Annotated in this window: 11 protein-coding genes; 2 read left to right on the forward strand and 9 right to left on the reverse strand. The window is 61.3% G+C overall.

The genetic code is table 11. The annotated features are described in order from the left end of the window. Positions 1 to 118: 118 nt before the first annotated feature. On the reverse strand, positions 119 to 1951 hold the full coding sequence (locus KF821_03900; GenBank protein MBX3004955.1) for an ABC transporter ATP-binding protein: 1833 nt from the start codon (positions 1949 to 1951) through the stop codon (positions 119 to 121). Between the two features lie 8 nt (positions 1952 to 1959). Then, positions 1960 to 3780: an ABC transporter ATP-binding protein gene (locus tag KF821_03905; GenBank protein MBX3004956.1), complete on the reverse strand. Its 1821-nt coding sequence runs from the start codon at positions 3778 to 3780 to the stop codon at positions 1960 to 1962. Positions 3781 to 3992: 212 nt separating this feature from the next. On the opposite strand from KF821_03905, the gene murJ reads away from it, so the two are divergent. Beyond that, positions 3993 to 5573: a murein biosynthesis integral membrane protein MurJ gene (gene murJ, locus KF821_03910; GenBank protein MBX3004957.1), complete on the forward strand. Its 1581-nt coding sequence runs from the start codon at positions 3993 to 3995 to the stop codon at positions 5571 to 5573. A gap of 242 nt (positions 5574 to 5815) precedes the next feature. On the opposite strand, the gene KF821_03915 is transcribed toward murJ, so the two are convergent. The 7 genes from KF821_03915 to KF821_03945 all read right to left on the reverse strand — a co-directional run bounded on the left by KF821_03915 (position 5816) and on the right by KF821_03945 (position 14519). Next, a complete protein-coding gene (locus KF821_03915; protein MBX3004958.1) occupies positions 5816 to 7441 on the reverse strand; it encodes an ABC-F family ATP-binding cassette domain-containing protein in 1626 nt (541 codons plus the stop codon). A gap of 20 nt (positions 7442 to 7461) precedes the next feature. After that, positions 7462 to 7836 carry a DUF4260 domain-containing protein gene (locus tag KF821_03920; GenBank protein MBX3004959.1) on the reverse strand — a complete coding sequence of 125 codons (375 nt, stop codon included), beginning with the start codon at positions 7834 to 7836 and terminating at the stop codon, positions 7462 to 7464. Positions 7837 to 7929: 93 nt separating this feature from the next. Beyond that, positions 7930 to 9177: an ABC transporter permease gene (locus KF821_03925; protein MBX3004960.1), complete on the reverse strand. Its 1248-nt coding sequence runs from the start codon at positions 9175 to 9177 to the stop codon at positions 7930 to 7932. A gap of 22 nt (positions 9178 to 9199) precedes the next feature. Continuing rightward, a complete protein-coding gene (locus KF821_03930) occupies positions 9200 to 10636 on the reverse strand; it encodes an ABC transporter permease (protein MBX3004961.1) in 1437 nt (478 codons plus the stop codon). Positions 10637 to 10644: 8 nt separating this feature from the next. Continuing rightward, a complete protein-coding gene (locus KF821_03935; protein MBX3004962.1) occupies positions 10645 to 12171 on the reverse strand; it encodes an ABC transporter ATP-binding protein in 1527 nt (508 codons plus the stop codon). Positions 12172 to 12302: 131 nt separating this feature from the next. Beyond that, positions 12303 to 13307, reverse strand: coding sequence for a BMP family ABC transporter substrate-binding protein (locus KF821_03940; GenBank protein ID MBX3004963.1), 1005 nt, complete (start codon positions 13305 to 13307; stop codon positions 12303 to 12305). 240 nt (positions 13308 to 13547) lie between these two features. Beyond that, a complete protein-coding gene (locus KF821_03945; GenBank protein ID MBX3004964.1) occupies positions 13548 to 14519 on the reverse strand; it encodes a hypothetical protein in 972 nt (323 codons plus the stop codon). A 40-nt stretch (positions 14520 to 14559) separates the two neighbouring features. Here KF821_03945 and KF821_03950 point away from each other — a divergent pair, with 40 nt between their 5' ends. Continuing rightward, positions 14560 to 15717 carry a hypothetical protein gene (locus tag KF821_03950; protein MBX3004965.1) on the forward strand — a complete coding sequence of 386 codons (1158 nt, stop codon included), beginning with the start codon at positions 14560 to 14562 and terminating at the stop codon, positions 15715 to 15717. Positions 15718 to 15794 lie beyond the last annotated feature (77 nt).

Genomic DNA, 15794 nt, shown 5'->3' on the forward strand with positions numbered 1-15794 from the left:
CGAATCCAGCAGCTAAATGTTTTGTGAGTTTACCGAGACAATCAAGGCGCTGTAAGCTGCCTCGCGCTAGCCAACAAAAAACGCCGCACCTTCACAGGTGCGGCGTTTTTTGTTCCACTTAGGGTGCTGTTGCCAGCTTACCCGCCAGGAACGGATCTTGCTTGCCCGTCAGCTCCTCGCGGAACTGCTGCGTGTAGAGATTGTAGTAGTGGCCCTTCTGGCGCATTAACTCAGCATGGGTGCCCATCTCCGCAATGTGCCCGCCTTCGATCACCAGAATGCGATCTGCACGCTTGATTGTGGAAAGACGGTGGGCGATGATGAAGCTGGTGCGGTCTTTCATCATTGTTTCCATGCCCTGCTGGATCAGCGCTTCGGTGAGCGTATCCACCGAGCTGGTGGCCTCATCCATCACAAAGATCTCGGGATCGGCCAGCACGGCGCGCGCCAGGCTGATGAGCTGCTTCTGCCCCACCGAAAGCAGCGTACCGCCCTCGCCCACCTGGCCGTTGTAGCCGCCGTCCAACTCCATGATGAAGTGGTGCGCGCCGGCCAATGTGGCCGCCGCTTCCACTTCCGCATCGCTGGCCTCCAGGCGCCCATAGCGGATGTTCTCGCGAATGGTGCCCGAGAACAGATGCGGCGTTTGCAGCACGATGCCAATGCGCGACTGGATGCCGTGCAGGCTGAACTCGGTGTAATCACGCCCGGCGATCAGCACGCGGCCCTGCGAGGGCTCGTAGAAGCGGCAGATCAGATTGACGATGGTGCTCTTACCGCCGCCGGTCGGCCCGACGAGGGCAATGTTCTCACCCTGCTTGACGTGCAGGTTGAAGTCGCTCAGCACCGCATCGTCGGGGGCATCGTCGTAGGCGAAGCGCACATTGTCAAAGACAATGTCGCCGCGCAGGCTACCCGGGTCTTGCGCCCCCGGCAGATCCACCACGGTGGGCTGGGCGTCGATCATCGAGAAGATGCGCTCCGCCGAGGCCACGGCCTGCTGCAATTCTGCATAGACGCGCGCCATTTCCTGGATCGGGAACAGCATAAAGGTCATGTAGGCGATGAAGGCCTGGATACCGCCCAGGGTCATGCCGCCAAACTCGGTCTGGATGCCGCCGTACCAGATGATGCTGCCCAGCGAAATGGCAGTGATGATCTGCACCACGGGCAGGAACAAGGCCGAGAGCCAGGCGGCGCGGAAGCCGGCGCGGTACATCTCGCCGGTGGTGCCGCTGAATTCCTGCAGGTTGGCTACCTCACGCCCCAGCGATTTCACCACACGCACACCGGTGATGTTCTCGTTATAGGCGCCGGTGATGCGCGAGTTGATCTTGCGCACCTCACGGTACTCCTTGATGATGCGCTTCTGGAACCAGGAGGCCACCACCAGCAACACAGGGATGCAGGCAAACACGATCAGCGCCAACTGCCAGTTGATAACCATCATGAAGTACGTGGCGGTGATGATGTTCATGATGCCCCAGGTGGTATCCAGCATGCCCCAGGTCACCAATTCGGCCACACGGTCCGAATCCGAGGTGACGCGTGAGATGATCCAGCCCACCGGGGTACGGTTGTAGTAGGAGAGCGAGAGGTTCTGCAAGTGCTCGAACATCTTCTTGCGCAGGTCATAGCGCACGCGCTCCCCCAGCACGCCGGTGAGGTAGACGAAGCTAAACACCCCGGCCGCCTGCACCAGCAGCAACGCTGCGTAAGGCTTCATCAGCTCGATGACGATGCCAATGTTCTTCTGTGCCACACCCTCATCGATGATGCGCTTGTTGAGGTAGGTGAAGTACGAATCGAGGCCAGAGACCACGCTGATCGCCAGCAGGAAGCCCAGCACCCACGGCCAGTGCGGTTTCAACTGGCCGAGGATGCGTAGGATCGTGCTCCCGTTGAAACGGGTTGAAAATTCTTCTTCTTGAAATTCTGTGTAATCTTCCATACGATTTCCTACTCAGTTGCCGAAGCAACTTCCCGTTGGACTTCTTCTTCGATTTGGGTCTGAATGTCAAAGACCTTGCGGTAGATACCGTCTTGGGCCAGCAATTCTGCATGTTGGCCCTGCTGTACGATCTTGCCCTCATCAAACACCAGGATCAGGTCAGCGGTCATCACGCTCTGGATGCGATGCGCGATCAGGAACGTGGTGCGGTTTTCCATCAGTTGCTTGAGCGCCGCCCGGATCTCCGCTTCGGTTTCGGTATCCACCGAGGAGGTGGCATCATCCAAAACGAGGATGGAGGGGTTCTTCAGCAAGGTGCGCGCCAAGGTGATGCGCTGCTTCTGCCCACCGGAGAGGGTCACGCCGCGCTCGCCCACCAGCGTCTCATACTGCTTGGGGAAGGTTTGGATCACGTCGTGCACTGCGGCGGCGCGGGCGGCCTGCTCGATCTCCGTATCAGGGATATCGTCTGAGACGCTGTAGCGAATGTTCTCGCGAATGCTACGCGAGAACAGGAAGGGCTCCTGCAGCACGATGCCGATGTTCTCGCGCAGGTAGCGGCGCGGGTAGCGCTTGAGCTCCACGCCATCCAGCAGGATGCGCCCGCTGGTGTAATCGTAAAAGCGCGGCAGCAGGCTGACCAGGCTGGATTTGCCCGACCCGGTGGAGCCCAACAGTGCCACGGTTTGGCCGGGCTGCACGCGGAAACTCACGCCGCTCAGCACCGGTTGGCCTGGCTCGTATTCAAAGCCCACATTGTCGAAGACGATCTCGCCGCGCGGCCGCGCCTCAGGCTGGTAATCGCCCTCATCCAACGGCTCGCGATCCTCTTTGATGATGCCGGCCAGGCGGTCAAACGACACCAGGCCCTGGCTCATCTGTACGATCACGCGGCCCAGGTTGCGGATGGGCCACAGCAGCCAGACCAGCACGCTGACGTAGGCAATGTAATCGCCCAGCGTCAAAATGCCCTCGATCGTCATCTGTGCGCCAAGGTAAAAGCCAAATAGCATCTGCGCGCCGGTGATGATGTCAGAGATCGGCCAGAAGACCGAGTGCCAGACCAACAGCTTGCGGCCCAACAGGTATTTGCTCCAGTTCTCTTTCTCAAACTTGTCGATCTCATAGTGCTGGCGGGCAAAGGCCTTCACCACACGCACACCGCTGAGGTTCTCCTGCAGCACGGCCGAGAGCACCCCATCCTGATTTTGGAAGGCTTCATAGGCCTGCGAGATGCGCCCAAAGAAGTAGATCGACATGCCCACCGTAATCGGCACGCACAGGATCGAAAGCCAGGCCAGGCGCGTGTTGATGTACAGCAGCAACGCAAAGTTCACCACAAACAGGCTGACGATGCGCCCAAACTGGATGGTTTCCTGGGCGATAAAGCGCCGCACCGCATCCACATCTGAGGTGACCTTTTGGATCAGCTCACCGGTCTTGGTGCGATCGTGAAAGCCAAAGCTCAGGCGCTGCAACTGATCATACAAAAAGTTGCGGATGCGCTGGGCCACATGCTCACCCGTGCGCCCAGACAGCGTGCCGCTGACATAGGTAAAGAAGCCCTGCACCAAAGCCAGGCCCAGAAAGCCCAAGGCCACCAGGGGCACCTGGCGCTCAAAGCCGGGCTTGCCGAGCACATCATCTACAAAGTAGGCCAAAAGTAAGTACACGCCAGAGCGGCCAATGGCTGAGATCGCCAGGCTGACCACCGCAACGGCGTAGGCCCCATAATTGCCTTGCAACAGGCCAATCACGCCCTGGAGGCGCTTCTGGCTGACCACTTGCTTGAGGTCTAACGAATTGTCGGGATTAACTTGTGTAACCACGCATATAGCTCCTGATGCAGCGAGTCACGAAAACTGCATCCGTGTATAGGATGAACGAAAACAACTATCGAATGGATAGGGTTAGGTGGGGGCGAGCCGCAGCCAGAAGCCGCCAAGTGGCAGAGCCACCGGCAGAACCAACGCTGACAAGTCTATACCAAACAAAAGGTTTCGTCAAATTCTTCATGCGATACAATCCATTTTGAGCCCCTATGAACCGAAAACTCAGCCACTTTGCCCGCTCCACCCTGCTGATCGCCGCCTTTTTTGGGGTGGATAAGCTGCTGGCCTTCGTGCGCCAGTTGATCGTCAACAACCAGTTTGGCCTCTCGTATGAACTGGATGTGTTCAATGCGGCCAACAACATTCCTGATCTGCTCTCGGCGCTGATCAGCGGCGGCGCCTTGGGCGTGGCGCTGATCCCCGTGCTGGCCGAATACCTGGAAACCCGCGGCCGCTCTGGCGCCTGGGAGCTGTTTGTACGTATCCTCAACCTGGCATTTTTGGTCACCGCCGGCCTGGCGGTCGTCATCGCCCTGCTGGCGCCCTGGCTGATCGATATGCTGATCGCACCGGGCTTTCCCGCCGAGCAAAAGACCCTGGCGGTCGAGCTGATGCGGCTTGACCTGATCGCCATCATTATTTTTTCGATCAGTGGGCTGGCCATGGCCGGCTTGCAGGCCAATAAGCATTTCCTGCTGCCCGCGTTGGCGCCTGGCCTGTACAACATCGGGCAGATCATCGGCGCCCTGATCCTGGCGCCCAGCAGCTCCTTCCATGTTGGCGGGCTGGCCTTGCCGCATTTCAACATGGGCATTCACGGCTTGGTATGGGGCGTGATCCTGGGAGCGCTGCTACACCTGGGCATTCAGGTGCCCGGCTTGCTGCGCTACGGCTTTCGCTGGCGCCCCATCGTGGGGTTGCGCAACGAGGGTGTGCGCAAGGTGCTGGTGCTGATGGCGCCGCGCGTACTGACCATGCTGTTCATCCATGTCTATTTCGTCGCCCGCGACAACCTGGCCTCTGGCCTGGCCGAAGGCTCGATCACCGCGCTCAACCTGGGCTGGTTTATCATGCAGGTGCCAGAAACGCTGATCGGCAGCGCGCTGGCGATCGCCCTGCTGCCCAGTATCGCCGAGCTGTTTTCGCGTGGCGATAAGGCGGGCTTCACCCACACGGTCAACGGCGCAGTGCGCACCATCTTGGCCCTCACCCTTCCGGCGGCGCTGCTGCTGGGCATCGGCCTGCGCCCGCTGCTGCAGCGCGCCTTTCCGGTCTACACCCCGGCCGAGCTTGATCTGATCGTATGGATCACGCGCCTCTACCTGGCGGGGATCAGCGGCCACGCCCTGCTGGAGATTGGCTCACGAGCCTTCTACGCCCAACAAGAAGCACGCACGCCGATGTGGGCCGCGGGGATCAACTCGCTCGTCTTCGTGGGTTTGGCCGCGCTGCTCACCGGGCGCATGGGCGCCGGCGGCATTGCGCTGGCGGGCACGGTCGCCTTCACGCTTGAAGCGCTGGTGCTGCTGTGGCTACTGGCACGGCAGTACCCCGGCCTGGGCGAGACGCGCAGCACGCTGCTGCGCACCGCAGCCGGCAGCCTGCTGGGCGCCGCCGCGCTATATGCGGTGATGCAATGGGCGCCGCTGCCCGGCTTCCTGGCGGCGCTGGCAGGGATGCTGCTGGGCATGCTGCTGGCGTTGGCGGTACTGTGGCCGGATCTCAAGCTATTCGCCCAGCTCGCCAGCAGCACAGACACGAAGAAGCCACAGATAAACACAGATGCCTAACTGCTGATAAAAGCAGATTTCTTATCCTATTTATCCCTTAAATATCTGTGTGCATCAGTGGAGATTGGGTGTGCTTTGGATTCACCCCGCTTGCATAACTGCAAGAAAATGTCTAGCAGCAGGATACAAAGAAGAAACCACATACTATCCAAACAATCGTCATTGCGAGTGCAGCGAAGCAATCTGCTTTTTTTAAAACCAGATTGCCACGCTCGCTGCACTCGCTCGCAATGACGGGTTGACTACAATTCCAGCTTGGCTTTGGCCGCCTGGTAATCGCTATAGCCGCCCGGATATTCCACCAGCTTGCCATCTTCCAGCTCAACGATGCGCGTGGCCACCCGATCCAGAAAATAGCGATCATGTGAGATGGCCAGTACGCTGCCGCCAAACTCGGCCAGCGCGTCTTCGAGTACTTCGGCCGAGCGAATGTCCAGATTGTTGGTAGGCTCATCCAGCAGCAGAAAATTGGCCCCGCTGAGCATGATCAGGATGAGCTGCAAGCGGCTGCGCTCGCCGCCCGAAAGCGTGCCCACCGGGTTGTTCATACGCTGGTAGTCATACACGAACTTATCCAGCAGCTTGACCGCGTTGGCCTCCGAGAGGTTGGCGGCGCGCCGCACCGTCTCCATCAGGCTCATCGAATGGTCGAGCACTTCGTGCTCCTGTGCGTAGTAACCGGTCTGGATGCTGGGGCCGAGCTTGATCTCGCCGGCATCTTGAGCCTCGCGGCCCAGCAGCAAACGAAACAGCACCGATTTGCCCGCCCCGTTCGGCCCCACCAGCCCCACGCGCTCGCCATGCCACAGGGTCAGGTCCAAGCCTTGCAGCACCTGGTTCCAGCCCCCCGGGCCATCAAAGCCCTTGGCGATGGCGTTAAGCTCCAACACTTTGTTGCTGCCGCGCCAGCCTTTGAGCTGCAAGTTCATTGCACGTGGATCCGCCTTGGGCTTCTCCACCTTCTCCATCTTCTCGATGCGCTTCATCATCGATTTGGCGCGGCGGATGAGCTTCTCGTTGTCGTGCGAGCGCCCCCAAATCAACATACGCTTGGCCGATTGCTCCAGGCGGCCGATCTCGTTCTGCTGCACTTTGAACTGGCGCTGCTGTTCCAGCAGCTTGGCCTCTTTGAGGGCCACATATTCCGAGTAGTTACCTTCGTAGACCGTTACCTTGCCATCGCGCAGCTCGGCAATTTCATCGGCCACCACGTCGAGCATAAAGCGATCATGCGAGATCAACACCACGCCGCCGGGATAGCTGCGGATGTATTGCTCCAAAAATTCCTTGCCGGCCATATCCAGGTGATTATCCGGCTCATCCAAGAGCAAAATATCCGGCCGGGTCACCAGCAGCTTGGTGAGGCCGAGCAATTTCTTCTGGCCGCCGCTCAGATTGCTGACCGGCAGGTCAAGCTCGTGCTCGGCAAAGCCCAGGCTCAGCAAGGTGGCACGCACCTGGCCGGCATAGCCGGGACCACCGATGCGCGTGTGCTCCTCGAGCAGTTGGGCATGCTCTTCCAGCTTGCGGCTCAGGCGCTTCTCGTCACCATACACCTCCGGCTGGCCGAGTTGCTCCTCCACCAGGGCCAGCGAGCGCTCCAGCGCGAACAGGCGCGTGTGTGCGGTCAGCGCTTCCTGCAGCAGGGTGTGCTGCGGGTCGAAACGCGGCTCCTGCGGCAGGTAGCCAATGCTCAGCTTGCCGCGCATGTTGGCATAGCCCGTCTCGGTGGTCAGCTCTCCGGCGATCAGGCGTAACAGGGTACTTTTACCGCTGCCATTGATGCCGATCAGGCCCACACAGCGATCTTTGTGGATCTCCCACGAGAGGTTGCTAAAGACCGGCTCGGCATTGTAGGTAACCGTCACCTGGTCAAGACTGAAACCGATTATGGCTGCCTCCGCGTGCCGGCCTGGCCGCCGATCCACCCCAGGTGCGTATTTTGAAAGGAATCCGGATACTTGAGCCCGTACCCCAGCACGCGATCCAGGCTGGCATGCCCAAACAGGATCAGCCCGGCCAGGCGCAGCGGCAGCGAGTCCAGCGGCACACTCAGCATCAACAGCAACACGGCCAGCGCACGATGATGGAACAGGTTATAGGCAAAAGCGCCGATGCGCGGCCCGGCCAGGTAGGCGATCGCCGAAAGATCCGGCACGAAAAGTAAGGCGCCAAACCACCACCACGGCAAACCCATGCCAGCATAGACGAACAGCATCAATGCAAAAAGTGCCGCTTCTTCAAGTTTAAGTAGGTATCGCATGGCAACCTCAGCGGGGGATTATATCTGGCCTATGCGCTGCAAAAAAAGAGAGGCGCCGTAGCGCCTCTCTTCGTTTCGAGTGCAAGGCAGCGGCTATTCTTTGTCGTACGGTTTGCCGTCGGCGGCGGGCGCCTGGCTGCGGCCAACCACGCCGGCCAGCACCACCATGGTGGCGATGTAGGGAGCCATCAGCATAAATTCGGACGGAATGCGCACCCCCAAAATGGCCAGACGTGAGGCGAGCATATCGGCAAAGCCAAACAGCAGCCCGGCGCCAAACGCGCCGAACGGGTTCCAGTTGCCGAAGATCATCGCCGCCAGGCCAATGAACCCGCGCCCGGCGGTCATCACTTCGTCAAAGCGCCCCACCGAGCCGAGCGTGAAGTAGGCACCGGCGAAACCTGCCATCAAGCCGCCCAGCAATACCGCCATGTAGCGCGTGCGAATCACATTGATGCCCAGCGTGTCTGCCGCCTTGGGGTGCTCACCCACCGAGCGCATGCGCAAGCCCCAGCGCGTGTAAAACAGGGCAAATTGCAATACGAACAGGAAAATGAACATGGCGTACATGAACATGTTGTGCGTGAACAGGATCGGCCCAATGAAGGGGATCTTGGACAGCAGCGGAATTTCGATCGGCTTGAAGATCGCCGGGTTGTTCAGATCCTGATACTTTTGCAAGAACTTGGCCGAAATGAACGAGGTCATGCCGGTGGAGAAGATGTTGATCACCGTGCCGGAGACGATCTGATCGGTTTTGTATTTGATGGAAAGCACGCCATGGATCAGGGCCAGGAAGGCGCCAGTGAGCATGCCAGCGGCCAGGCCGGCCCAGTTGTTGGCCAGGCTGCCCACCAGGGCGCCCATCATGGCCCCGGCCAACATCATGCCTTCGATGGCGATGTTGACCACGCCGGCGCGCTCACACAGAATGCCCGAGAGGGCGCCCAGCGTGATCGGCACGGCGCGCTGCAAAGTAGTGCGCAGCAGCCCGGCCAGGTTGAGCGAAGCGCCGGCGGCCGCCCAGGAGAGGAAGGCGAACAGGAACAGGCCCACCACCAGGCCGAGCACCAGGTTGGTGCGCTTGCCGAACCCACGCGCCAACTGGAAGGCGCCAATCGCGGCGCTTACGCCGGCCAGCACATGCAGCGTGCCCAGGGTGTTGAACACCCAATCAGGCAATTGGGCCGTGGCACCGCCGGAGTTGAGCCCGAAGGTGGTCACCGTATCTGTATCCAGCCCGCTGCCAAAGAAAAACCAAATGATCGCCGCCAGCCCGAGGAAGATCAGGCCCATCACGATGCGGCGGGTGTTGGAGACATGCACTCCGCTTTTATTCATGGTTGCAGTTTGCGCCGTCACGTTAACCTCCCCAGCCGCGTACCCGCAGGCTCTGGTCAGCCTCGCTGGGTTGGCGTAGGCGATACACAGTGCGGATGATGGCCGGTGCCGCGATGAAGGCCAGAATGATGGCCTGCATCACCGAAATAATATCGATGGGAATGCCTGCGAATAGCTGCATCTGGATGGCGCCATTGCGCAGAGTACCAAACAGCAGGGCTGCCAGCACTACGCCCAGGGGGTGGCTCTTGCCGAGCAGCGCCAGGGCGATACTATCGAAGCCGTAGCCTGAGGAAAATGCGGCGGCCAGGTTGTAGTTGACGCCCAGCACCTCGTTGGCGCCTGCCAGTCCAGCCAGGCCCCCTGCCAGGCTCATGGCGGCGATGGTGACCCATACGATGTTCATACCAGCATAGCGCGCCGCATCCGGATTGGCGCCCACCGTGCGCAGATCGAAGCCCCAGCGGGTCTTGAACAGCAAGACCCACACAAGGTAGGCAACGCCCAGGGCGACAAAGAAGCCGAGATGGAAGCGAATGGGGCTCTCAAACAAACGCGGCAGCTTAGCCGTATCGAGAATGAAGGGGCTGATCGGGTTGGATGAATCGGGGCGTTGCAATGGGCCACGCAGCAAATAATCGCTCAGACGAAAAGCGATGTAGTTCATCATGATCGTGTTGATGACTTCATGCCCACCGGTCTTGGCCTTAAGCAAGCCGGGGATAAAGCCCCACAACGCGCCGCCCAGGGCACCAGCCACCAATGCGAGCGGCAGGTGAATATAGGCCGGCAGCCCAGTCACGCCAAAGCCGACCCACACCGCGGCAGCCGCGCCGATGAACAACTGCCCTTCGGCGCCGATGTTGAACAACCCGGCCCGGAAGCCGAGCGCTACAGAGAGGCCAGCAAAAATGTACGGTACTGACTTGGTGAGGCTCTCCAGCAGCGGGCGCAACGAGACCATCAGGGCCGCACCGTCGCCACTGAACAACGCCTGCAGCATGGCCTTGGGGCTGCCGATGGCGCCGCTGAACAGGGCGGCATATGAGCTCCAGGCCGCCTGCCAGCCGACCTTGATCGCTTCGATCGGGGAACTGGCCCAGGCGGTATACATCGCCTCAGTGGTCAGCGCCACGATCAGGCCGCCCAGCAGCAAGCCAGTGATGATCGCCAGGGCGGTCACCAGCCAGGACGATGCGCTGAGCTCCTGCAGGAAGATGGCAAAGCCACCTGGTTTGGGCTGCGGGCTGACCGCTGCCGGCGGGGTAGTTTGAGGGCGGCCGGGCGTCTGCTTGACGGCTTTGCCCTTGGCCGCCGCGGCTTGCTTGGCGGTCTTCTTCACCGCTTTGCCCTTGGCCGCCGCGGATTGCTTGGCGGTCTTCTTCACCGCTTTGCCTTTAGCCGCCGCGGTTTGCTTGGCCGTCTTCGAGGTACGCGTGGTTTTCTTCTTCTGTGCCATGCCTGTGTTTAGCTCCTGGCCTGCGCGCGCACGCCAGCCATCAACAAGCCAATGTGGGTCTTGTCAGTGGTCTTGGCGTCAACAATATCAACGATCTTGCCGCGGTACATCACCGCGATACGGTCAGATAACTGCATGATCTCATCCAACTCCGAGGAGACCAACAGCACGGCCGCGCCGGCATCACGCTTCTCGAGCAGCTTGCCGTGAATGTACTCGATCGAGCCAACATCCAAGCCGCGGGTGGGCTGTGAGGCCACTACCAGGCTAACCGGGCGAGAGAGTTCACGCGCCACGATCACCTTCTGCTGGTTGCCGCCGGAAAGCGAGCCCACCGAAGTTTGCGCACCGGGGGTGCGGATGTCGAAATCGGCGATCATCTGCTCGGCATTGGCCTGCATGGGCTTCTCCTGCAGCATGATGCCCTTGGCATACGGGGGCTGGTAGTAGGTGTTGAGCACCAGATTATCGGCCACCGAGAAATCCAGCACCAGGCCATCCTGCTGGCGGTCTTCGGGGATGTGGGCGCTGCCCATCTCGGTGAATTGGCGCGGCGTGGCACGCGTAATGTCGTGCTCGCCGGCAAAGGTGATCTGCCCGGAAAGCGCAGGGCGCAAGCCGGTGATCGCTTCCACCAGCTCGGTCTGGCCATTGCCCTGTACGCCGGCAATACCCAGCACCTCACCCTGGTGCAATTCAAAGCTGACGCCATCCACCATCAGGTGGTTGCGGTCATCCTGCACTTGCAGATCAGCCACCTTGAGCTGCACCGGGCCGGGTTTGGCCGGCCGTTTATCGAGCTGCAAATCCACCGCGCGGCCCACCATCATCGCCGCCAGTTTGGCCTCATCCGCCTGCTTGGGGGTGGTGGCGCCCACCACTTTGCCGAGGCGGATGACGGTGATGCGGTCAGCGGTTTGCAGCACTTCACGCAGCTTGTGCGAGATAAAGATGATCGATTTGCCACGTTCGGTCAGCGTTTTGAGGATCTTGAACAGCTCGTCCGCTTCTTGCGGCGTGAGCACCGCGGTGGGCTCATCCAAAATCAGGATATCGGCGTTGCGGTAGAGCAGCTTGATGATCTCCACACGCTGCTGCACACCCACCGAGAGATCCGCCACATAGGCATCGGGGTCAACGGCCAGTTGGTAGGTCTCGGAGATCTCGCGGATACGTTGCGCCGCGGCCTCACGGTCCAGCACGCCGCCGTAGCGCGTGGTTTCGTCTCCCAGCATCACATTCTCGGTGACGGTGAAGACGGGGATGAGCATAAAGTGCTGGTGCACCATGCCCACCCCGGCGCGAATGGCATCCGTGGGTGAATGAAGCGCCAATTGCTGGCCGCGGATGAAGATTTCGCCTTCATCCGGCTGATACAGACCATAGAGGATGTTCATCAGGGTCGATTTACCGGCCCCGTTTTCGCCCAACAAGGCGTGGATCTCCCCGGCGTTCAGGGAAAGGTCAATCCGATCGTTTGCCAATACTCCGGGAAAGCGTTTGGTAATCCCGCGCAGCTCTAGCACTGGAGTCATGCATACCTCAACGTTTGGATGGGCTGGGAAAAGCGCCGCGATTCTAACATGCTTCCTTTGGTGGCCCGCGGCTAATAAAAAAGCCCCGGCAGTTGCCGGGGCTTTTTTATTACTTGCGTTAGGCTCGCGAATTACTGAGCGGCCGGGGCGGTCTGAATGCTGCCGTCGTTGATACCAGCAACAATCGCATCCAGCTCAGCCTGCAGGTCAGTGAAGCTGCCAGCAATGCCGACGCCTTCATTGGCCAGCGTACCGATGTAGTTGGAACCACCGGCGAAGGTGCCATTGAGCACAGCCTCAACCTGGCCATACACCGCCACGTCCATGTTCTTCAACACAGAGGTGAGGATGATGTCAGTGTAGTTGGCGGCGCTGACGGTCCAGTCGGTGTCCACGCCGACGATCCAGGCGTTGCCACGTTCCTGCACGGCAGCGGCGGTGCCCAGACCCACGGGGCCAGCCACGGGCATGATGATGTCCGCGCCTTCGTCCAGGTAGGTCTCACCACGGGTGCGGCCGTCATCGGTGCTTTCGAAGTTGCCCACGAAGTCACCGGTCTGGGTGGTGGCGTCCCAACCCAAAACCTGCACGCTGGTGCCGTGCTGTTCGTTGTAGTACTGCACACCGTACCAGAAACCGTCCATGAACGCAGTCACCGAGGGGATCTGCAGACCACCGAAGGTAGCAACCTTGCCGGTCTGGCTGTTGGCCGCGGCGACGTAGCCCGCCAAGAAGGCGGCCTGGTCAGTGGCGAACAGCAGGCCCGACAGGTTCGGGCGAGCGGACTCGTCCACAGTGTAGGGGTAGTCCACGATGGTGAACTTCTGCTCGGGGTTGGCATCGGCAGCGGCGTAGGTGGCATCACCCAGCAGGAAACCAACGCTGACGATTAAGTCACAACCACGCTCAATGAACGCGTTGAGGTTGGTCTCGTAGTCAGACTGCTCCTGCGATTCGAGGTAGGCACCTTCGACACCCAGGCCAGTGACCGCATCGGTAACACCCTTGTACGCCGTGGCGTTGAAGGACTTGTCATCAATGCCGCCCGTGTCAGTTACCTGACAGATCAGGGCCGTGGTCTCAGCCGGGGCTTCAGTGTCCGCCGGGGCTTCGGTGTCAGCCGGAGCTTCCACCATCGGAGCTTCGGTAGCCGCCGGGGCGCCAGCGCCACAGGCAGCCAACACGAGGGCGGCCACGGTCAGCAGGCCGAACAAAGAATAAAGCTTCTTGTTCATATACTCTCTTCCTCCTGGAAGGGTCTAGCGAGGCATTGGCGCGTGAGCGCAACACCTCAGTTCTTAGGGTTGCGCGCGAGTCTATCATTAAGCAAATCGAGTGTAAATGACGAGCGGAAGGGCGCGGAATTTTTTAACCTTTTAGGGTAGCCCTTCCCAGCGAATCGCCCCACTGAGCAGGTCGGCGATCACCGTTTGCACCGTCTCAAGGCGGGCGGTGCTGAACAGGCTGGTGTTGAGCTGCTCCACGGTTACGCCCGCCGGCGCGCTGGGCACCTGCCCGGCCAGGGCTTGCTCCACCTGGGTTTGCAGGCTGGCGCCGCTCTGGGCGTTCAGCGAAGCGATCCAACTGCCCGCCACTTCGGGCGGCGGGGCGCCGCTGCCCAGCAGCGTGACCCCATAGGTGGCCAGATACTGAGCCGCGCCGCTGTTTTCCATCTCAGGCGCCAGGTACACCACGCGCACAAACTCGATCATCAATTGGTCCACCGCCGCCTGCCAGTTATCCGCTGCGGCAGCCTGGGCGGCGATCGGATAGCGGCTGTTAGGCGGGCCGGAAGGTACACAGGCGCCACAGAAGTAAGTGGCGCCGGCGCGGTACGCGTCGACAAGGTCGCTGCTGGCTGCGCTATACAAGATGCCGCTGCGCCAATCCGGCGCGCTGAGCGCCGCCATGTAACCGGCAATGAACGCCGCATCCTGGCTGCCGGCCGTGCCACCAGCGGTCACACTGGCCAGGTTGGCCAGTGCCGTCTGCGGGCTAAAGCCAATCGCCACCACGCGCGCCTGGGGCGCCGCGGCGGCCAGCGCCTCTGCCCCCGGGTCCGGCGCCATCAGCAGCAGGGCCACCAGGTTGGCCGGCAGCTCGGCGGCGGTAATGGCGCTGCGCGTCTCCACCACCAGACCCTGCGCGGCGGCAAAGCTGGCCGCGGCCTGATTCACTTCGGCCAAGTTGGCGTCAGCTGCATCCGGGGCCACCAGTAAGACGATGCCGGGTGGCGGCGTAGGGCTGGCGGGCAGCGCAGTGGGCAAAGCCAGCGTGGGGGTGGGCTGCGCCCCACCAAACGAACAGGCGCTTAACAGCAACGCCAGGAAAACAATCCGAATTTTCACTCCTGTATAATAACCGCCAGATGCAGTTTGACGCAAAACAATGACCCTGCCTCCAACGCAAACACAACCCGAAGACGATCCGCAACTGCCGGCGGCGCGCCGCCGCCATGCGCGCCGCAGCCTGTTCGGCCCGCTGGGCGTGGATGAACGCAGCCAGGCACTGGAAGCGCTGGCGCGTAAAACCACGCCCACCTTTGATTTCTTTCTGTACTCATTGCTGGCCGGGCTGCTGATCGGCCTCGGCGTGGTGCTTGATTCGCCTTACCTGCTGGTGCTGGCCGCCTTGCTAGCCCCGCTGATGGCGCCGGCTGCCGGGGTGGCGCTGGGCGCGGCGCTCGGTTCAAGCAAACATTTCGTGCGCAATCTGAGCGCGCTCCTGATCGCCGGTAGCTTTGTCTTCCTGGCCGGCCTGCTGGCGGGCTGGCTGCCGGCTGCGGGCAATGGGCACAACGTGGCCGGCCTGCATGCCCTACTCAGTTGGCCGGGCGTGCTAAGCATGGCCCTGGCAGGCGCGTTCACTACCGCGTTGCTGATTCGCCAGCAGCCCGCCCAGGCGCCCAGCCTGCTGCTCAGTTATGGCTTGTACATCCCGCTGGCGGTGGCTGGCTTCGGCCTGAGCAGTGGGCAGCCAGGTCTGTGGCCGCACGGCCTGGTGGTGTTTGCCATTCACCTGGCCGTGGCTACGCTTAGCGGGGCGATTGCCCTGGCGGCGGCCGGCTTCCGCCCGCCGGCTTGGTATGGCTATTCGTTCAGTGCGGCCTTGCTGCTGGTGGGCGTGCTGGCCTTCATCGGCTTCACCGGGGCGGGCGCAGCCTTTGGGGCGCGCATCGGCCTGCCGACGCTGACGCCGAGCGCCACGCTCACCGCCAGTGCCACGCTGACCGCTTCGGTCACCCCCACGCCCCGGCCCAGCCTCACCCCCTCGCGCACTCCCACGCGCACCGCTACGCTAACCCCCAGCCCCAGCCCCACGCCGGTGCTGGTGATCATCAAAGCCGAAGGCAGTGGCGTGTTCATTCGTGAGGAGCCGGCCGGCTTGGCGATCACGACGATCTTGAACGGCCAGGCGGTGGAGCTGCTGCCCGAAGCGCCCCGCGAAGCCGGCGGGCAGCTATGGCTGCATGTGCGCCTGCCCGGCCGCGAGTTGAGCGGCTGGATCCTGCAGAACCTGCTAGCCACACCCACGCCGCGCCCTTAGCCTGCGTTGTTCTGGTACAATGCGCCTCTGCCCGGTAACCTTGCCGGGCAGAATTCTGCCCTACTATATATAAGGAT

The sequence above is a fragment of the Anaerolineales bacterium genome, assembly GCA_019637755.1.
Classification (GTDB): domain Bacteria; phylum Chloroflexota; class Anaerolineae; order Anaerolineales; family UBA11579; genus JAMCZK01.

Bases quoted from the DNA above. Each gene is read 5' to 3' on its own strand.
- KF821_03925 (MBX3004960.1), bottom strand. From the start codon at position 9,177: ATGAATAAAAGCGGAGTGCATGTCTCCAACACCCGCCGCATCGTGATG.
- murJ (MBX3004957.1), top strand. From the start codon at position 3,993: ATGAACCGAAAACTCAGCCACTTTGCCCGCTCCACCCTGCTGATCGCC.
- KF821_03950 (MBX3004965.1), top strand. From the start codon at position 14,560: ATGACCCTGCCTCCAACGCAAACACAACCCGAAGACGATCCGCAACTG.
- KF821_03940 (MBX3004963.1), bottom strand. From the start codon at position 13,307: ATGGTGGAAGCTCCGGCTGACACCGAAGCCCCGGCGGACACTGAAGCC.
- KF821_03930 (MBX3004961.1), bottom strand. From the start codon at position 10,636: ATGGCACAGAAGAAGAAAACCACGCGTACCTCGAAGACGGCCAAGCAA.
- KF821_03935 (MBX3004962.1), bottom strand. From the start codon at position 12,171: ATGACTCCAGTGCTAGAGCTGCGCGGGATTACCAAACGCTTTCCCGGA.
- KF821_03920 (MBX3004959.1), bottom strand. From the start codon at position 7,836: ATGCGATACCTACTTAAACTTGAAGAAGCGGCACTTTTTGCATTGATG.
- KF821_03900 (MBX3004955.1), bottom strand. From the start codon at position 1,951: ATGGAAGATTACACAGAATTTCAAGAAGAAGAATTTTCAACCCGTTTC.